This window comes from Chthonomonas sp., assembly GCF_035294165.1.
Classification (GTDB): Bacteria; Armatimonadota; Chthonomonadetes; order Chthonomonadales; family Chthonomonadaceae; genus Chthonomonas.
Window position 1 is genome coordinate 113,489 of record NZ_DATGLN010000207.1, and the last position, 16,827, is coordinate 130,315.

Here is a 16,827-nt window from a genome sequence, read left to right on the forward strand (position 1 = left end):
TCCCTAGCGTTTCAGGAACTCTTTTTTAAAATTCTTCATTGTGGGTTGATTTCCCTTTTCGTCGCCTCCAAAGAGGTGTTGCGATGGCGCCGTGCTCTCGGAAGAAGGGGCGACGCTGGCGGCGAGCTAAAAAAGCACGGAAGGCATCGTAAAGGGGCGCAGTGCCGCTTGCTCCCTGCAAGAGCGGCTGAAAGCAGGTGGCGTCGCGCCGTTGAACGGCTATCAGCAGAGAGTCCAGCAGGCCTTGCAGTCGTGTCTCCTGCTGCCGCAGGAACGTTTGGGGGTTCCACGTGGCGTCTGATGTATCTACGAAGGTTGGTTCCGAGAAGTGGATAAACGCCTCCGGCAAGCGTTCTGTCCAGAACTCGTAGTGTACGGCCATGTGCAGCAGATGGAACCGTTTTAGTCTCATGGCGATGTGGGCCAGCCCCGGCTGAAAATGAACCGGACGTTGATAGTTGCTTACCATTTCGCCTTGGGGGGTAAGCCAGAGCGAGCGCGGTTGATTTTTGAAAAGGTGTTCTACAGTATCCAAAAAGGCCTTGATGCCTTGAAGGTTGGTGCGATCCACGCCGAGAACACCCATTTTGGAGAAGATAGCGTAGCGCTGAAGTTGTTCGGCATCCATTACAGCATAGACATCGTGATGGAACAGACAATGTTCGACGAAAGCGGGCACAAAGAGGTCCCACCAACTGCTGTGGTTGAGACAGACGATAAGGGGGGTCGAATCGTTGAGAGCAATGCGAGGGGCATCGCCATAGAGGTAGAGAGTATGAAAGTGGCGTTTGAGATAGCGCGGCACATAGTACTGCATAAACCCCTCTTTTAGCCAAGGGATTTTGATGTCTCTTTGGCGCTCGCTTCGTGGCCGCATGGTGTTATTTTATCCGAAAGTCTTCTGGGATTGACAAGACATCTGTGTTGCCGCTTGCAGGAATACCTTATTTCCCTGTCGAAATCCCCTATCTACACGCGAGTGCTATTTCCCTGTGGAGAAAAGGATGTACCAAACGTTTCGTCATGCGCTTTTACCGGCCATGCTCCTATTAAGCTCGCAACTACTGTATGCTCAACAGTCACCGGTTGCCTTACCAAACCCCATTAACGGGCCGGGATCCACCTTGTCGCTGGCGCCACGGGCAGCACACCCTCACTCGCCGAAGTTACCCTACGGTTTAGAGTTACTCTCGCGTTTCGATCTGCTGCCCTATCTGCGCGACAGTCGCTGTGTGCAGGATTCAAGCTATGATCGCAATTTCTATAATGGAGATTTTGGCCACTTTCTGCGCATGGAGGGTAATACGGCCGTGCTCGCCGATATCCGTGGGCCGGGGTGCATCTATCGGTTCTGGTCGGCCAATGCGGCCGGGCGTTTGCGCATCTACTTTGATGGAGCGACCACACCCACTATAGATTGCGCCATGCAGGATCTCTTTCTCGGTAAGGTACCGCCCTTTCTTCAACCCTTGGTGGGACATAGAAGCGGCGGGTGGTACTGCTACTTCCCAATGCCTTTCCAGAAACACTGTCTGATTACCGTGACCGATCCAGGGCCAATGTACTACCATGTGGAGTATCAGCTCTATCCGGACGATACAAAAATAAAAACTTTTTCCCCGCAACTCTCTACAAAAGAGCTTGCCGCTTTAGGGGAGACTTTGGAGCAGTGGGAACATTTGGGGCTTGATCCTAAGCCGACAGCGCTAGGGGAACAAGAGGTGGATGTGCAGACTGCGTGTATGCCCGGTCAGCCACTAACGTTGAACACCGTTAATGGGGCGGGCGAGATAGACGCGCTGCATATTCGCCTTGACCCGGCAAACATCTACACTCTGCGTCAGACCGTGCTCCGTATCTATTGGGATGGGGCGACTCGTCCGGCAGTAGAGGCACCCGTGGGCGATTTCTTTGGGGCCGGGTTCGGAAATGAGACATTTGCCGCGCTACCGGATGCGATGAACGACCAGGGCGGTTTTTGCTTTTGGCCGATGCCTTTTGCGAAGAGTGCACGGGTGGAACTGATGAACTATGGGCAGAAACCGGTGAACGTGCTGTTTCAGATGCGCTATCACCGTTTGGGACAACCTTTGAAAGATGTTGGGTATTTTCACGCGCGTTGGCATCGGCAGATCAACAAGGAGGGGGAGAACTTTCATATTCTCAACGTGCAGGGACGTGGTCTGTATGTGGGCGAGCACACGGCCATGCAGGGAGATAGGGGCATTTGGTTTCTGGAGGGGAATGAGGAAATTTGGGTGGATGGAGAGTCGTTTCCCTCCATCATCGGAACAGGGACAGAGGACTTCTACACCTCAGGATGGTATTTCGATGAGGGACCCTTTAATGAGGCATTTCATGGCTGTATTCTCAAGGATGAGGCGCACTCGCGGGTGGATGCCTATCGGTACCAGATTACTGACTGCGTTCCTTTCCAAAAGTCTATTCGGGTAGACATTCAGCATGGCCCCATTGACAACTATCCTGGGTCGGACTATGCCTGTGTGGCCTACTGGTATCAGACTGCACCGGAGGACGATTGGTCTCCTCTTGATCCTGCTCAGCTTACCCCCACGCGTTGGCATGCGCAAGATGCCATAGAGGCCGAGAGCCTGCAGTGGACTGCTGGTGACCCGCAAGTGATAGACGATATGAACCTGCCCGTATTGGCAAGTGGAGGGGCCGTGGTGGCGTTACATGGTGGAACGGCCGCTTGTGTGCTGCCTGTTTCTAAGGAGGGAGACTACATACTCACGTTAGTGCAGCCACCGTTGGCGGGTACGGCTCGACTAGGCCAGAACTGGTCGGTGGATGATCCTAAGCAGTTAGGCCCTGCACCCACAGAGGCGATTCGGGCCGATGAAACGAATAGTGTGCACCAAACGCTTCATTTAACGGCCGGAAACCACACTCTGTTCTTTCAGATACCGGCAGGGCAGACACTGTACTTGGATTATCTTACGTTGCGGCGTCTGCTGCATCCAAACAGCATTCCGGCCACCGACCTGAAGGTGGTGGAGGCAACTGGAGGCGATGCCCAGATTCAAGATATGACCGGTTTCGGCCCCTATTGGGATAACAACCAGCAGCTTTGGTTTACCGGTCATCAGCAGTGCGCCGAGATGACCGTGGAGTTGCCCGTGGAAAAAACGGGGAATTATGAGCTATCGGTCTACTATACAACGGCCAGAGATTATGCCGTTGTACAGGTGTTGCTTGATGGCAAACCCATCGGGCAGCCGACGGACTGTTATACCCCTGATGTCAAGGCCAAAGAGCAGACCGTATTAGGGAACGTGATGCTGACGGCGGGCACGCATCTGCTTACATTTCGATCGGTGGGCAAGAACCCGGCTTCTACCAACTACCTTATTGGGATAGATGCCATTGGGCTAAAGCCTCTACCCTAATCCGTACTTCTAGGAGACGTATGCGAGAGATCGTTCGTAATGCAGGCGTTTACGTAGCCGTTGTGGTGGTGGCCTTTTTCTTCGCCATCTGGATACCGCAGTTTCGACAACCCTCCAATTTGCTGAACGTACTCGATCAGTCGGTAGAGATCGCCATCGTCTCGGTTGGAATGACGATGGTGATTCTCACCGAAGGGATCGATCTCTCCGTGGGAAGTTTGGCCGCCTTGGCGCCGTTTCTGGGCGCTTGGTTGATTACGCAGCACGCATCCGGCCCTTTCCATTCCGCCGTTATCGGCGTGTTGTTCTGTTTGGCGGTCGGTGCACTTGTCGGTCTGATCAATGGAGTGGCGATCACGCGGGCCTATTTGCCGCCGTTTATTGCCACATTGGGCACCATGTCCATTGTGCGCGGCTTGGCCTACATTGTTTCCCATGGAACCGGCATCACCGAGCTGCCCCGCGGCTACACCTTTTTAGGGCACACACTACCCGGCCAGGTGACGGTGGGGGTGGTGCTGATGTTGGTGTTATACGCGGTGAGCCATCTGTGGTTATCGCGATCGGCCACCGGTCGCGCCATTTATGCCATCGGCGGCAATGAGACGGCCGCGCATCTATCCGGTCTTAGGGTCAATCGGATTAAGCTTGGCGTCTACATTTTGTGTGGCGTTTTGGCGGCTCTTTCCGGCCTAGCCGAAACCGCGATGGTAGGCGCTTCCGTGCCCGATGCCGGCATCGATCTTGAGCTGAACTCCATCGCAGCGGTCGTCATCGGAGGGACGAGCCTGAGCGGCGGTCGCGGGAACCTTGTGGGCACGTTGGCCGGCGCTCTGCTCATGCGGCTTATTCGCAACGGGCTTGACCTTGCCGGCATCGATTCCAACTGGCAAAAAGTGGCCATCGGGGCGATTATCATGGGGGCTGTGGCGTTCGATGAATTTCAGAAGAGAAGAGGAGCACGACTATGAACCGTTCATGTTCTATAGGAAAATGTGTTGACGTTGAGAGGGATGTTATCGTCAAGCGGGTCTCTCTCAAGCGAGGGCTGTTGATAGGTCTTTTTTTACTCTCGTTGGTGGGATGCAACAGTAACCCTTCCGGATCGAAGGGGGCAACATCCTCTACGCCAAGTGAGGGCAGCGCTTTGAGCCAACGCGTCATTGCAGTGGTTTCGCCGGCAAAAACCAGTCCGTTTCACGTCACGTTGGCCGCAGCTGCAGCAGAGGAGGCCAAACGTCTTGGGCTTCCTCCGATTATCGATCAGGCTCCTTCCAGTGAGAGCGACTATACGGGACAGGTGGCGTTAGTGCAAGATATTATTCAGCGCCATCCGGCGGCGATTAGCGTATGTGGGATCAATCCTCAAGCCTTGGTCAATATCATTAAGGACTGTAACCGGGCGGATATCCCTATCTTTGTGCACAATCAGATATCCCCCGTTGAGGGCGGGGGCAAGGTAGTCTCTTACATCGGTTATGATGAGTACGAGGGAGGACGAAAGTGCGGTGAGGAGGCTGCGGAGTTGCTAAAGCAGAAATATGGAACCTATCGAGGCAACGTGGCGATACTAGATGGAGAGCCTGGAGACCACACGAACCTTCGGGCGGGAGGTTTTAAGGATGCACTTAAGAAGTACCCGGACATTCATATAGTGGCCGAACAGAACGGGCATTGGCTTCGAGCAGATGGCACGGCAATTACACGAGATTGGCTTCAGCGCTTCCCGAATCTCGACCTCGTTTTCGGATGTAGTGACGAGATGGCATTGGGGGCGGCCAAGGCAGCGAGGGATGCCGGACGCCAGCTTTTGACCATTGGCATTGATGGTAACAGGCCTTCTCTGGAAGCAATCAGAGATGGAAAGTATACGGCCTGTTTGGCTACCCAGCCCGACCTCATAGGGAAGACCGTGATTGATACGATTAACGACTATCTCAACGGCAAGAAGGTGCCACCGGTGGTGAAAACGCAGTGTGTTATCGTGACAAAGGCCAATGTTGCTCAATTTCTGAAGTAGTTGAGGAGTGCGCCGGCGCTTTGCCTTATAAGCTTGCGCCGGCCCTCCTCCCTATCGTGACGAGGGCTAAGGTTAATTTAGCGAGAAGGTACCGGTTTCAGACGCTTCCCTAAATCGTACACGGCACCAAAACCACTGCCATCCGCCCTGAGCCGATACATCACTCCCTGCCCGCCAATCCCTCCTCCCTCTGTCACCCCATACAACCAACCCCCATCCAACATCACCAATCCACCTAAACCGGTCCAGCCCTCCCCATCTACCCCAAAACTATGCAATACCCTGTAACCCTCTCCACCTACACCCAACACAAACACACATCCCCCACCTAAACTCCCGCCCTCACTACAGACCCCATACAACTTATCCCCCAATAACAACAATCTCCCCACCACATGAGAACCCTCCACACCACCCTTCAATGCGTGCAAAACCCGGTAGCCACTTCCGTCCGCCTTCACTCCAAACACCACTCCCGCCCCATAAACACCCCCTCCATACGTCACCCTATACAACCAACCCCCTAAACCCAACACCAATCCACAATAAGGATGGCTCCCATCCCCATTCCGCCCTAAACCGTCCTCCGCACCAAACTCATGCAACACCCGGTAGCCACTCCCATCCGCCTTCACCCCAAACACCACGCCGTTCCCATAAACCCCTCCACCACTCGTCACCCCATACAACCAGCCTCCCTCTCCCTCTACCAACTCCACCAACAACGGATAGGCTCCCTCCCTCCCCCCAAACGAATGCAACACCTGAAAGCCGGTGCCATCCTCTCTTATCCGATACACCACCCCTTTGCCGTACGGCCCTCCTTCCTCCGTCACTCCGTAGAGCCATCCGTCTTGGGTGGGGAGGACACCGGCATAGGGCAGGGCGCCATCGGGGCCGGAGAAGGCATGGAGGAGGTGAAAGTGGGAGCCATCGGTTTGGAGGGTGAAGAGGGTACCGTCGCAGGCGGGTCCTCCTGCGGAGGTGGTGCCGAAGAGGTGTTGGTGGGCATCTTGAGCAAGAGGAGCGAAGGGGAAGGCGCCATCTTGGTTGGAGCAGTCGGGTTGGAGGGGAGTGAAGGAGTGGAGGACACGAAAGCCGGTGCCGTTGGGGGAGAGGGAGAACATCGCCCCCGTATGGTGTGTCCCACCATAGACCAAGTCTCCCAAAAGAATGGATTGCGCTGATTGAATCCCATAAGGAAAGAGGTCGCTTTCAGGCTCGACCATAAGTAGCGTAAATGCCCACTGTATAGGCTCAAAGGCGCTCTCTTTTCCACGGATGGAGGAACCACCTCTAGACCGGCGAGCAAACTCATTACTACTCTCTTCACATCGTCTTTGAGCGTGCCCTTCACAACACAGTTGATATCTAGCATACTGCCCTGATCGGGCATCCAAAACAGATGAGGCCCTGCATACAAAGTCGCCATGTAACCCTCATCAGTCGGAGCAAAAAGCCCACTGAGGCCTGAACGGGTTATTATCGGATAGCCGCTTAGGCTATCATGTCCTAATTCGTATCTTAGCGAGTCGACCGTCACAGAAAAGTCCAGATAGCCCCTTTTAGAGGAGCGACCTTCAGGAACTAAAATCATGTTGGGAACCAGCGTTTCCCAAGCGCCGCCTCCTGCGGTCTCTCCAGCAAAGCGAACTAGCCTCCATCCTTTCGGGAGGCGTACATGCACCTCACGCCCATCCAGCCACAGACTAGGCAGGCAGTGATAAACGGAGCGGGTCTGAAGAGGCAAAGCGATACCAGGCAACCAGTTCGCCGGCGGATAGGGCTTGGAGTCGATAGAGATTGTAGCAGCAAAGCTTTTTAGCAGGTGTAAGCTCTCGTTAAGTGAAGCCGGTTTTATCGAGGCTTGTAGAAACAGAAACGTTCCGTAAGTGCGATCAAGTATAAGGGGTTTACTCTGCAGTATTGGAACAGAAAGCCACAAACATACTGAAAATGGATGAGAAGAGGTCGGTTTCTCTAGGTAATCTAATCCTCCCGTAAGCCCAGTAGCTGTTTGGAATGAAGAATGCTTTTCTGGGTTATGGTAGTTCTTGAAATAGCCAAGAGAGAGGGTTAGCTCCTGCTGTTGGTGCTGTTTCGAGGAGAATAGGAGGGTTATACCCTGAAAATCCCAAAATGGGTGGTCTTGAATTTGGCCGTTTGAAGAGATAGCGAGGGATACCACACCTTGTTGTGGGTTCTCCAGTTTCACTGCAACAAGCTTCCAACCATCGGGAACATGAAAGCGAAGACGATGGTTGTTTAGCAGAGGCGAGGGGGACGTGTAGTAGATTGCAGCAGCGAAGCCACCATCTGTTTCCCGTGCATAAAACAATAAAAGATAACACCCTATTAGACATGAAAGAATTTTGCTCATGCGTTGCATCTTTGCTGTGTTAACCTCATGGACTAAGTGATCAAAATGCTGCTAATGTATTGGCCATGCGCTACAGTGAACGCAGTACCATTGCGTCTTCCATGAATGGCCACAATCAGGCTCATCCTCAGAGCCATTGACACAAAGATCAATATGCTGCGGATTACCCAAGTGACGTGGGTCGTTCCAGCAAGATTGTCCTGAGTTACCCTTGTCACATATATGACATGGTACCTTTGTGCCATCAGGTTTGATAATAATGGCTCCCTTTCCAGGGCCACAGCCCTCAGGATGGTTATGATCTCCCCCTATGGCGCATATACCAGGTTGCATTTTTATGCCATAACAACTGCACAGTGGGTTACTGCACTGGCAACCACTTAGTTGACACCGGCATTGATGAGGACGTTGGCTATAGTACGGAATAGAATTATCCACGCCATAGCAGGAAACGCAGACCCACTGATAACCAGTAGGACACTGTTTTTGTGGTTTGAGATGCCCAGCACAAAGTGGTGTAACTGCTTTGGGTTTCAATCCCGTGGGGTCATGGAGATTGACAGGATTGTTCTCTGTGTACCGATAGAGGTTGTCACTTACCTCAAACCAAGGGTCCCGCGTCAAAAAACGACCACATCCCCCATCATAATAACGTAAACCCAACAACGTGAAACCTATCTCCCCATCCGTGTAGTAACCCCACTGACCTCCATAGCCGAACGGCTCCCCACTTACCAGGCCAACCCCCTGCCCATAACCGTCGTAAAACGAGCTACTCAACACATTCCCTAAACCATCCATACGCTGACATACATTCCCTAATGAGATTTATTGCGGTTTATGGGGGGTGGGCGATACACGAACTTGCCCTAAGGCAATCAGAGGCGCCTCAAGCCCCATCTGCCATGAGAACAGAGCGGCTGTGGCCACAATAGCGAGGCGTATTTCCAACGAACGAACCGTTGGGCGTGTCATCTGTCGTTTCTCCTTTCCCTGCTAGGTGAGGGAAGTAGCAGGTGCTAATTTTAGAAGCCGGCTTTCCTATAAAGGGAAGCCACTCGGCCTCAGAAGAGGCTCTGACGATAGAACGGGCTTTCGGGAAGGGTTATGGAGGGGCACTCTGTGCAAGCCCTTTTGCCGATGGGGACCGGTTCCAGGCGTCGAGTGGACGTCGGGAGGGTACATCTGTAGAAGATGATAACAAAGATTTATGCACCTGTCAAGAGGTTGCAAAAAAATTTTTTGGGCGGTTTTTTTATTGAGAGTGCTGTACTGGTAGAAAGCGTGGTTAGACGAAAGCGCTTAACTAGCCAAGCTATCACTGTCTGCAGAGGATGCTAAGTCTATCCTAAGGACTATTTTCCGTGAAATTCTCTTATGTTGGGTATTCTATTTTGCGGTTGGCTCGCTGCCATAGGAGCCGATAAGCCTATCTTCTGAGGTGAGCGCCTTGATCTCTTTCAAACGTGTTCTTTTACGTAGTCTATCGTTTTCGTGGGTTTTCCTCTTGGTTCTCTCTTTAGGCATCGTTCAGGCCCAAGAGCCTCACAGTCTTCGTTCGGATGTGCTGCAAGCCATGCATTGGCGTAGCATTGGACCGGCAGTGATGGGCGGAAGGATAGCGGACGTTGCTGTAGACCCTAAGAACCCTTATACGATCTATGTGGCTTTAGCGACGGGTGGGGTTATCAAATCTACCAACGATGGGAACACATGGACGCCGATTTTCGACCATGAGGCCGTTGGCTCGGTAGGAGCGGTGGCGGTGGCGCCATCCGACCCTAATATCGTGTGGGTAGGTACAGGGGAGGCTAACGGACGCAACAGCTCTTCTTGGGGAGACGGGGTCTATAAGTCTACTGATGGTGGAAAAACCTGGCAGCACATGGGGCTAGACGATACACGCGAGATTGGTCGCATTGTTGTAGACCCTAACAACTCCAACATCGTCTATGTCGCTGCGGCCGGGCGGCTGTGGGGTTACAATTCGGAGAGGGGGCTTTTCAAAACCAGCGACGGTGGCAAAACCTGGCAGAAGGTTCTCTACATCAACGAGAAGACCGGCGTGATAGATGTGGCCTTGGCCGGGAAGGGTGGGGATGTGCTTTTAGCTGCAGCCTATCGTCGTTTGCGTACTCCTTGGGGTTTTTACGATGAAAGCTCCGATTCGGGCATCTATCGTTCTACGGATGGAGGGAAGACGTGGAGCAAGATCACAAAGGGTCTGCCCACCGAGAAGGTGGGGCGAATAGGTCTATCGGTATGTGCAAGCCAGCCGAACATCGTCTATGCCGTCGTTGCCTGTAACGAGGGTGGGGCCAAAGACCTTTTTGATCCTACCAGCAATTTTGGCGGCGTTTTCCGCTCGGACGATGCCGGTGCGACCTGGAAGCGGGTCAACAGCACGGTGCCACGTGGGTTCTATTTCGGACAGATTCGGGTAGACCCCGCCGATCCAAACAGAGTGTATGTATGTGGGTTTGGGCTTGAAGTATCGCAGGATGGCGGTAAGCACTTTTCCATACCCGGCTACGGTTCGCCGGGAGTTCATCCCGATCTTCATGCGCTTTGGATAGACCCTCAACATCCGGAGCATATGTGGCTTGGCACCGATGGTGGGCTTTATGTGACGCACGATCGGGGTTCCACCTGGGAGTTTATGAATAACTTTCCTATGGGTGAGTTTTATGAGGTGAGTGTAGATAACCAAAAGCCGTTTTGGGTCTACGGAGGGCTACAGGATAACGGTTGTTGGACGGGGCCAAGTGCCACCACCAATGAGCGCGGGATTACCAATTGCGATTGGATTTCTTTCCCATCAGGGGATGGATTCTATGTGCTTTCCGACCCGGACGATCCGCAGATTGTCTATGCGGAGTCGCAGAATGGGGAGGCCTACCGATTAGATAGGCACACGATGAACTTTCGACGCATGCATCCGATAGCGCCTGAAGGGGAACCGGACTACCGCTTCAACTGGAACACGCCGTTGGCCATCTCGCCTTTCGATCATGATGTGGTCTATATGGGTGGAAACCATCTGTTTCGTTTCTATGATGGCTGTAAGTATTACGATGTTATTAGCCCCGATCTCTCCAAGCAGGAGGGGCCGCATATCACGACCACCGGATCGGGCGCTGAGATTTACGGAACGATCGTCACTATTTCGCCTTCGCCGCTTCAGCGAGGTTTGGTATGGGTTGGAACGGATGACGGGAACGTGCAGCTTACACAAGATGAGGGAAAGACATGGGAGAACGTGACCGACAACTTGCCGGAAAAGGTGAGAAACTATTGGGTATCACGTGTGCTGGCTTCACAGTTTGTAGCAGGGCGGGCTTATGTGGCCATTGACGGGCATCGGAGCGATGACTTGGCCCCCTATCTTTTTGTGACTGAGGACTATGGGAAGACCTGGCATTCCATTGTGGGAAATTTGCCTAAGGAAGGGCCGATACAGGCTTTTAGAGAGGACCCGGTGAATCCGAACCTGCTGTTTTGCGGCACCGAGTTCGGCGCATGGGTGAGCCTGGATCGTGGGCAACATTGGCAAAAGTTGGGAGACAACTTACCGACCGTAGCGGTAGATGACCTTGCCGTTCAGTCGCGCGACCACGCGCTTGTGGCGGCAACGCATGGCCGAAGTTTATGGGTGCTAGACAACATCGCGCCGCTGGAAACCGTTGCCTCCAATCCCAAGGAGGATCAGCCCATTCTCTTTCCTATGTCTCCTGCTTTGGAATATCGCTATACGCTTACCACCGAGATCAGTGGTCAACACGATTTCGTGGCGCCCAACCCTCCACGAGGCGTGCGCATCGTGTTTTGGCTGCCGACCCTGGAGGACGCAACCCCCACCGTCGTGATAACCGATGCGGCAAATAAAGAGGTAGCGCGACTTTTTGGAGAGCGTTATCCGGGAATGCAGACACTGATTTGGGATATGTTGCAGAGGCAAGAGGAGGAGAGAGGCTCTGGTCGCCGCGGAGTGCCGCCACGGTTTGTGAAGCCTGGTGTCTATACGGTAACGTTGCAGGTCGGCAAGTTTAAGCAGTCGCAAAAGGTGACGATAGCCGGCAACCCGGCGCTCTCGGAAGAGGAGACGGACGAGCCATACGCCGATCCGGATAGCGGTGGGGAGAATGAGATCGGCCCGTAGTGTTTTGCAAAAAGGGTCAAGAGCTTGCGACTCTTGACCCTGAAATATCGGATTATCGGTAACGAAGCTATTTGTTGTCGTCGGTGTTTGTGCCGTTATCCGAGGGCATATCCGGTTTGACGTCGCCATTTTGGGGAATGGGTTTGATATCGTCGTTGGTTTTCCCCATAACGGCTCCTAAGCCGGCGTCCCAACCTCCTTTGCAGTTGATGCAAACCGGCTTGCCATTGGCGGCGTTGTCGCCACAGTTGCACATGCCCACGTGCACGGCGCAGTAGTCGCATTTTCCTTTGATGCAGCACTTGTAGTTGTCTCCGTCCTTGATCTTTTTGACCATCACCTCGACCCTTTTAGAGGCTGCCGTTTGCTGGGGCATGTTTTGGTCTGACGAGCCACTTTGATCTTGGGCGTAGGCCAATCCTCCAAGGACGGCTATCGCTCCCAAAAGGGAGAAGGCAGCTGCTTTTGTGCGTTTCACGTTTCGAGTACCTCCTTGTTTGGTATCGTTTTAGTAAACGATGCGGGCAGTGTATAGGCCGACCCGCAACCGAAGGGTGCACTCTTTGCGGCAGAAAATAGCCTTAGGGTAGAGATATGCCTGTGACCGCTTAATTGTGAGAAGGTACTCGCCTAGGAATATGCGCCTCTGTAGAAAACGACGTATCGAGCGGGGGAAGGAGTTCGCCCTAGGTATCCGTTGATAGCAGGAAGTAGGAGGCGGGATGTAGAAGTAACGGCTGTAATTATTCGGCGGCTAGCGAGCCTCGATCTCGTTTCTAAAACAATGGGCATATCTTATATGGTGACACGGCGACAAGTGCTGCGGGGCTTAGGAGTCGCTATCGGAGCGAGTTGTGCTGGGTTTATTCGATGGCGCTTAACGACGCGCCCATCTCATTATCCAGGGCCATTTCGCGACGTTACCAAAGAAGCTAGGTTGCATTTTCGTTACGATAACGATGCCTCGCCCCGCCATCGTTTTGTGGAGACGACAGGAGGAGGGTGTGCGTTTCTCGACTTCGACAAAGATGGGCTTCTTGATATTTTTGCTGTACAAGGCGGCCCAGCACCTGGAAGTGCGCCAAGACCGCGCCCTCCGGCTGCGCTTTATCGGAATCGAGGGGATGGCACCTTTGAGGATGTGACGGCGGAGGTTGGTCTGGCCGTGGATATGGGGTATGGGCAGGGAGTGGCCGTCGGGGACTATCTCAATACGGGTTGGCCGGCGCTGTTGGTGACGGCCTATGGCGGTGTTCACCTATTTCGAAATGATGAGGGACGCTTTCACGAAGTAACGCGAGAAGCAGGGCTTGTCCAGAGGGGAGCACCTCATTGGGCAACAAGCGCTTGTTGGTTTGACTATGATAAGGATGGATGGCTTGATCTCTTTATTTGTCATTATGTCTCCTGGTTTCCAGATATGGATCAGCCGTGTGCGGATGCTAGTGGGAGGCTGATGTACTGTTTGCCTACGGACTATTTGGGAGATAGCTGTGTTCTTTATCATAACAACCGAGATGGCACTTTTACGGATGTCACTAAGGAGGCGGGGTTGGCCCAGCTCGTTGGGAAAGCCTTAGGGGTTGTGGATTTGGACTATAACAACGATGGCTGGCCCGATCTCTACGTCACTAACGACATGATGCCGAATTGGTTATTACAGAATCAGCACAATGGGAGTTTTAAGGAGGTAGCCGCCCAAGCCGGTGTTGCCTTAGGGCCTGTGGGGGAGGCTTTGTCAGGGATGGGCGTTGTGGCGGCCGACCTTACCAACCACGGATTGCCCGATCTCTTTGTGGGCAATTTTAGCCACCAACCCCGATCTTACTTTCGGAACAACGGAGATGGTACATTCTCTTTTATGTCGGACCCCGTAAGCGTCGGAAGTGTCAATCAGCCGTATTTAACCTTTGGCCTGGAATGCCTCGATTATGACCTAGATGGAAGCTTGGACTTGGTGTTGGGGAACGGCCATATCAATGACATTTTGGGAGATCGTGGCAGGGTGACGTATCAGGAAAGCCAGATTTTGCTCCACAATCGCGGAGATGGGCATTTTGAGGAAGATGCCGACCGAGGTGGAGATTTGCAAATACCTCGTGTAACGCGTGGGTTGGCTGTAGGGGACTACAATAATGATGGACGCCCTGATATTCTCGTGAGCGGCCCTAACATGCCTCTTACGCTTTTTCGTAATGTGGGGGCGATGAATCAGCACTGGATAGGTTTTCAGTTAGAAGGGACGCATACCAACCGAGATGCCATAGGGACAAAGGTAACGATTCGTGTAGAGGGACGAACACAAACGCGGTGGGTGCGGGGTGCATCGAGCTACTGTTCTCAAAGCGATCGACGTCTGCTGTTCGGCGTCGGAAACGCTAAAACAGTGCAGGATGTAGAGATTTGCTGGCTATCTGGTCTACAACAGCGTTTAGGGGCGTTAGAAGTGGACAGATACTATTCGATTAAAGAGGGACGTACATCACAGGCAGATGCGCTGCCTCTCAAGAGTTTCTAACAAATTTCCATTAAGAAAGGGCTTATACAAGATGAAGAAAAGGCTGTTAGGCATTCTATCGAAGCGGGTTCCCCCATGGGTCATCCTCGTGGTTGCTATCGTTGTCGGAGGCTACTTTCTTGTTGCGCACTTAGTGAAGGTTTATGCCGAGCGCAACGCTGCTGAACGCGAAATAGCCCTAGAAAGGCCCGAGATAGACGAATGTAAGCAACGGCTCCTTCTCTTCTACAATGCTTGGAAACGGTATCGCGCCGACCACAAAGGGGCTGAACCTCCTTCCTTAGAGGCCCTCATTCCGAAGTATATTCCCGACCCGAACCTGCTCGAGTGCCCAACGGTTGCTCGATGGGCTAAGCAGGGGGTGCATTTTACCGTAGGAACCGTGGCCATTGGGCGGAGAGTCTATCCCGTAAGTTACGGGTTTCGATGGCTGGCCAGCAGCATGAATGCCTACGACATCAAAAAGGAGGGCGATAATGCGCCCCTCGTGGTCTGCTATTCTCATGAAGAGGGGGTTTACTGGGCCGCATATCATCGTTCACCACCTGTCGGTGCTTTCAATAGAGCACAAAGAGGTCGTTGGGTCGCTCCGGTGCGTCACACGTATGCGCTTGTTATCCGACGCAACGGCAAGATAGATACACTAAATCCTGATGATGAATAGGGCTAGATAGGCTCCGGATATTCGGGCAGCAAGGGAGGCAGCGGCGAACCGCACTCTGGGCAAAAGCGAAAGGAGACGTTGGAAACGGAGTATCCGCACTGTTCGCAGACTCGTTCGCTCGCTGTTTTACGCGCATATGGGTATTCCCCTCGGAGGAGTCGCTGATATTCGCGACTGCGACTCCAATCGAGCACCTCACGAGCCCGCACAGCCGGGAAAGGTTCAGGATTGAAGCGGAGCATCTTAAACTTGTAGTAGATGCCGAGTAGATCGTCTTCCATGTCGTCAAATAGATCGGCCTGACGCACGAATTCGGCGGCATCGAGGTCATCGGTCAGTTTTTGAGTACCGGCGACCCGTTTTAAGATGGCATTAATGCAGATTTCGGGGTCTTGCACAACGAGTAAGCCGGCTCGGTCGGCCGATAGTTCGGACTTACGGAACCAGGCGAAGAGCGTATAGAGGAGGGTACGAACGAGAAGCTCCCCTGGAATATTAAGATAGGGACTATTCGCAGCAAGCAGGCTGGCTAAAACGAGTGCCATCGTTCGGTAGAGCATGTGATCGGATTTGATATGGCCTAGTTCTCGCCCGATGACGAAGAGGCGTTCGGTGTCGCTGAGAAGGTCAACAAGACTAGACGAGATAACAACGATATGCCGCTGCATGCCTAGGGCGTAGGATACGGGATAGGGGTGTTGGATGAGGTAGAACTCCGGTTCGCGCACGTCGAGGATGGTGCAGGCTTCGCGCAGATCGTTATAGAGACGAGGGCACTGTTTTGGGGAGATGCGAAGGCTATCGGCTGTAAAAAACAGTCTGGCATAACGTTCGAAGCCGATATCGGAAAGCCAACGAAAAAGGCGGTCTAATCCGGGTGTGGCCCGCAAAGCTTCGAGTGCTGCACGGTCTGCCGGATGTTCATAGGCTGTGCTCGAAAGACCTGGAAAGCGTAATCGCGCCGGTAAAACCGTGTTCGGTGTTGTGCTCATAGTGAGTTCTCCTCGAGATATGCCATTAGCTGGGTTGGGACGGCTCTGGATTGTCTGTGGGTGGAGGCGCGGCTTGGTCTGAGCCGATCATTGGAGAGCTTGGCTGCCCGCAGTAGGGACAGAAGCGATAGGGCTGATCCAGCTTTTCGCCACAGGCGGCGCAAGTATGCCAGAGAGGCGGCTCTTCGTGGCGCTGTTGGGCGCTAAAGGCTTGAAAGACTTTAGCCAGCGATTGAGCCTCTTTTACATTGAAGAAGCCCCACACGCGGAAACGCAGGGAAACGTTGTCGGCAATTTGTACGGTAAGCCGCCCTGCAGGGGTACCCCCAAAGGTTTCGCTTTTAACAAACTGTATGTAAAGAACATCCGCTAGGGAATAGCGATGGGCCGAAAGCTTAGAAGGTTTTCCATCGGCGAGGTTGACATGTTGGATGAGCAGGTTCTGATCGGTAAGCCCCACATTCATGAGGGCGGCGAAAAGGGCCTCTGGGCATACGTTAAGCTTTCCCCTCAGTCCCCCTGCAATCCAGGCTCTTGTATAGCCGAGAAGATGTTCATCAGGAGCGAGTAAAGACTGCAGACCTTCAATAAGAGAGGCTATTTCCGCAGGCTCTTCATTTCGGGAAGCACGTGCTTCGTAAGCGTAGCGTGCTCTGCGGCCTCGCTTTCTCATAGCAGTTTCCT

Annotated in this window: 13 protein-coding genes; 6 read left to right on the forward strand and 7 right to left on the reverse strand. The window is 53.3% G+C overall.

The annotated features are described in order from the left end of the window. Window positions 1-25: 25 nt before the first annotated feature. Window positions 26-877 (reverse strand): lysophospholipid acyltransferase family protein, encoded by an 852-nt coding sequence (locus VKV29_RS11600; protein WP_324201471.1) that lies wholly within the window; start codon window positions 875-877, stop codon window positions 26-28. Between the two features lie 127 nt (window positions 878-1,004). Here VKV29_RS11600 and VKV29_RS11605 point away from each other — a divergent pair, with 127 nt between their 5' ends. Genes VKV29_RS11605 through VKV29_RS11615 form a run of 3 tightly spaced genes read left to right on the forward strand, consistent with a single transcriptional unit; the run spans window position 1,005 to window position 5,430 of the window. Then, window positions 1,005-3,410, forward strand: coding sequence for a DUF2961 domain-containing protein (locus VKV29_RS11605; protein WP_324201472.1), 2,406 nt, complete (start codon window positions 1,005-1,007; stop codon window positions 3,408-3,410). Between the two features lie 20 nt (window positions 3,411-3,430). Further along, window positions 3,431-4,381, forward strand: coding sequence for an ABC transporter permease (locus tag VKV29_RS11610; RefSeq protein WP_324201473.1), 951 nt, complete (start codon window positions 3,431-3,433; stop codon window positions 4,379-4,381). Continuing rightward, window positions 4,378-5,430 (forward strand): sugar ABC transporter substrate-binding protein, encoded by a 1,053-nt coding sequence (locus VKV29_RS11615; protein WP_324201474.1) that lies wholly within the window; start codon window positions 4,378-4,380, stop codon window positions 5,428-5,430. Before VKV29_RS11610 ends, VKV29_RS11615 begins: the two co-directional genes overlap by 4 nt. 77 nt (window positions 5,431-5,507) lie before the next feature. On the opposite strand, the gene VKV29_RS11620 is transcribed toward VKV29_RS11615, so the two are convergent. The 3 genes from VKV29_RS11620 to VKV29_RS11625 all read right to left on the reverse strand — a co-directional run bounded on the left by VKV29_RS11620 (window position 5,508) and on the right by VKV29_RS11625 (window position 8,785). Next, the gene (locus tag VKV29_RS11620) at window positions 5,508-6,659 is read right to left on the reverse strand and encodes a choice-of-anchor tandem repeat GloVer-containing protein (protein WP_324201475.1); all 1,152 of its coding nucleotides are present in this window, start codon (window positions 6,657-6,659) and stop codon (window positions 5,508-5,510) included. A gap of 1,202 nt (window positions 6,660-7,861) precedes the next feature. Beyond that, entirely contained in the window at window positions 7,862-8,611 is a 750-nt protein-coding gene (locus tag VKV29_RS15395; protein ID WP_414647354.1) for an RHS repeat domain-containing protein, read from the reverse strand. A gap of 27 nt (window positions 8,612-8,638) precedes the next feature. Further along, window positions 8,639-8,785, reverse strand: a complete 147-nt coding sequence (locus VKV29_RS11625) for a hypothetical protein (protein ID WP_324201476.1) — start codon at window positions 8,783-8,785, stop codon at window positions 8,639-8,641. 475 nt (window positions 8,786-9,260) lie between these two features. On the opposite strand from VKV29_RS11625, the gene VKV29_RS11630 reads away from it, so the two are divergent. Beyond that, on the forward strand, window positions 9,261-11,969 hold the full coding sequence (locus tag VKV29_RS11630) for a VPS10 domain-containing protein (protein ID WP_324201477.1): 2,709 nt from the start codon (window positions 9,261-9,263) through the stop codon (window positions 11,967-11,969). Window positions 11,970-12,036: 67 nt separating this feature from the next. Here VKV29_RS11630 and VKV29_RS11635 read toward each other — a convergent pair whose 3' ends face one another. Next, window positions 12,037-12,447 (reverse strand): hypothetical protein, encoded by a 411-nt coding sequence (locus VKV29_RS11635; protein WP_324201478.1) that lies wholly within the window; start codon window positions 12,445-12,447, stop codon window positions 12,037-12,039. A 321-nt stretch (window positions 12,448-12,768) separates the two neighbouring features. On the opposite strand from VKV29_RS11635, the gene VKV29_RS11640 reads away from it, so the two are divergent. Beyond that, entirely contained in the window at window positions 12,769-14,487 is a 1,719-nt protein-coding gene (locus VKV29_RS11640; protein WP_324201479.1) for a CRTAC1 family protein, read from the forward strand. A 31-nt stretch (window positions 14,488-14,518) separates the two neighbouring features. Further along, window positions 14,519-15,151, forward strand: a complete 633-nt coding sequence (locus tag VKV29_RS11645; RefSeq protein ID WP_324201480.1) for a hypothetical protein — start codon at window positions 14,519-14,521, stop codon at window positions 15,149-15,151. A 2-nt stretch (window positions 15,152-15,153) separates the two neighbouring features. Here VKV29_RS11645 and VKV29_RS11650 read toward each other — a convergent pair whose 3' ends face one another. Next, window positions 15,154-16,143, reverse strand: coding sequence for a M48 family metallopeptidase (locus VKV29_RS11650; protein ID WP_324201481.1), 990 nt, complete (start codon window positions 16,141-16,143; stop codon window positions 15,154-15,156). Window positions 16,144-16,168: 25 nt separating this feature from the next. Further along, window positions 16,169-16,816 (reverse strand): zinc ribbon domain-containing protein, encoded by a 648-nt coding sequence (locus tag VKV29_RS11655; RefSeq protein ID WP_324201482.1) that lies wholly within the window; start codon window positions 16,814-16,816, stop codon window positions 16,169-16,171. Window positions 16,817-16,827 lie beyond the last annotated feature (11 nt).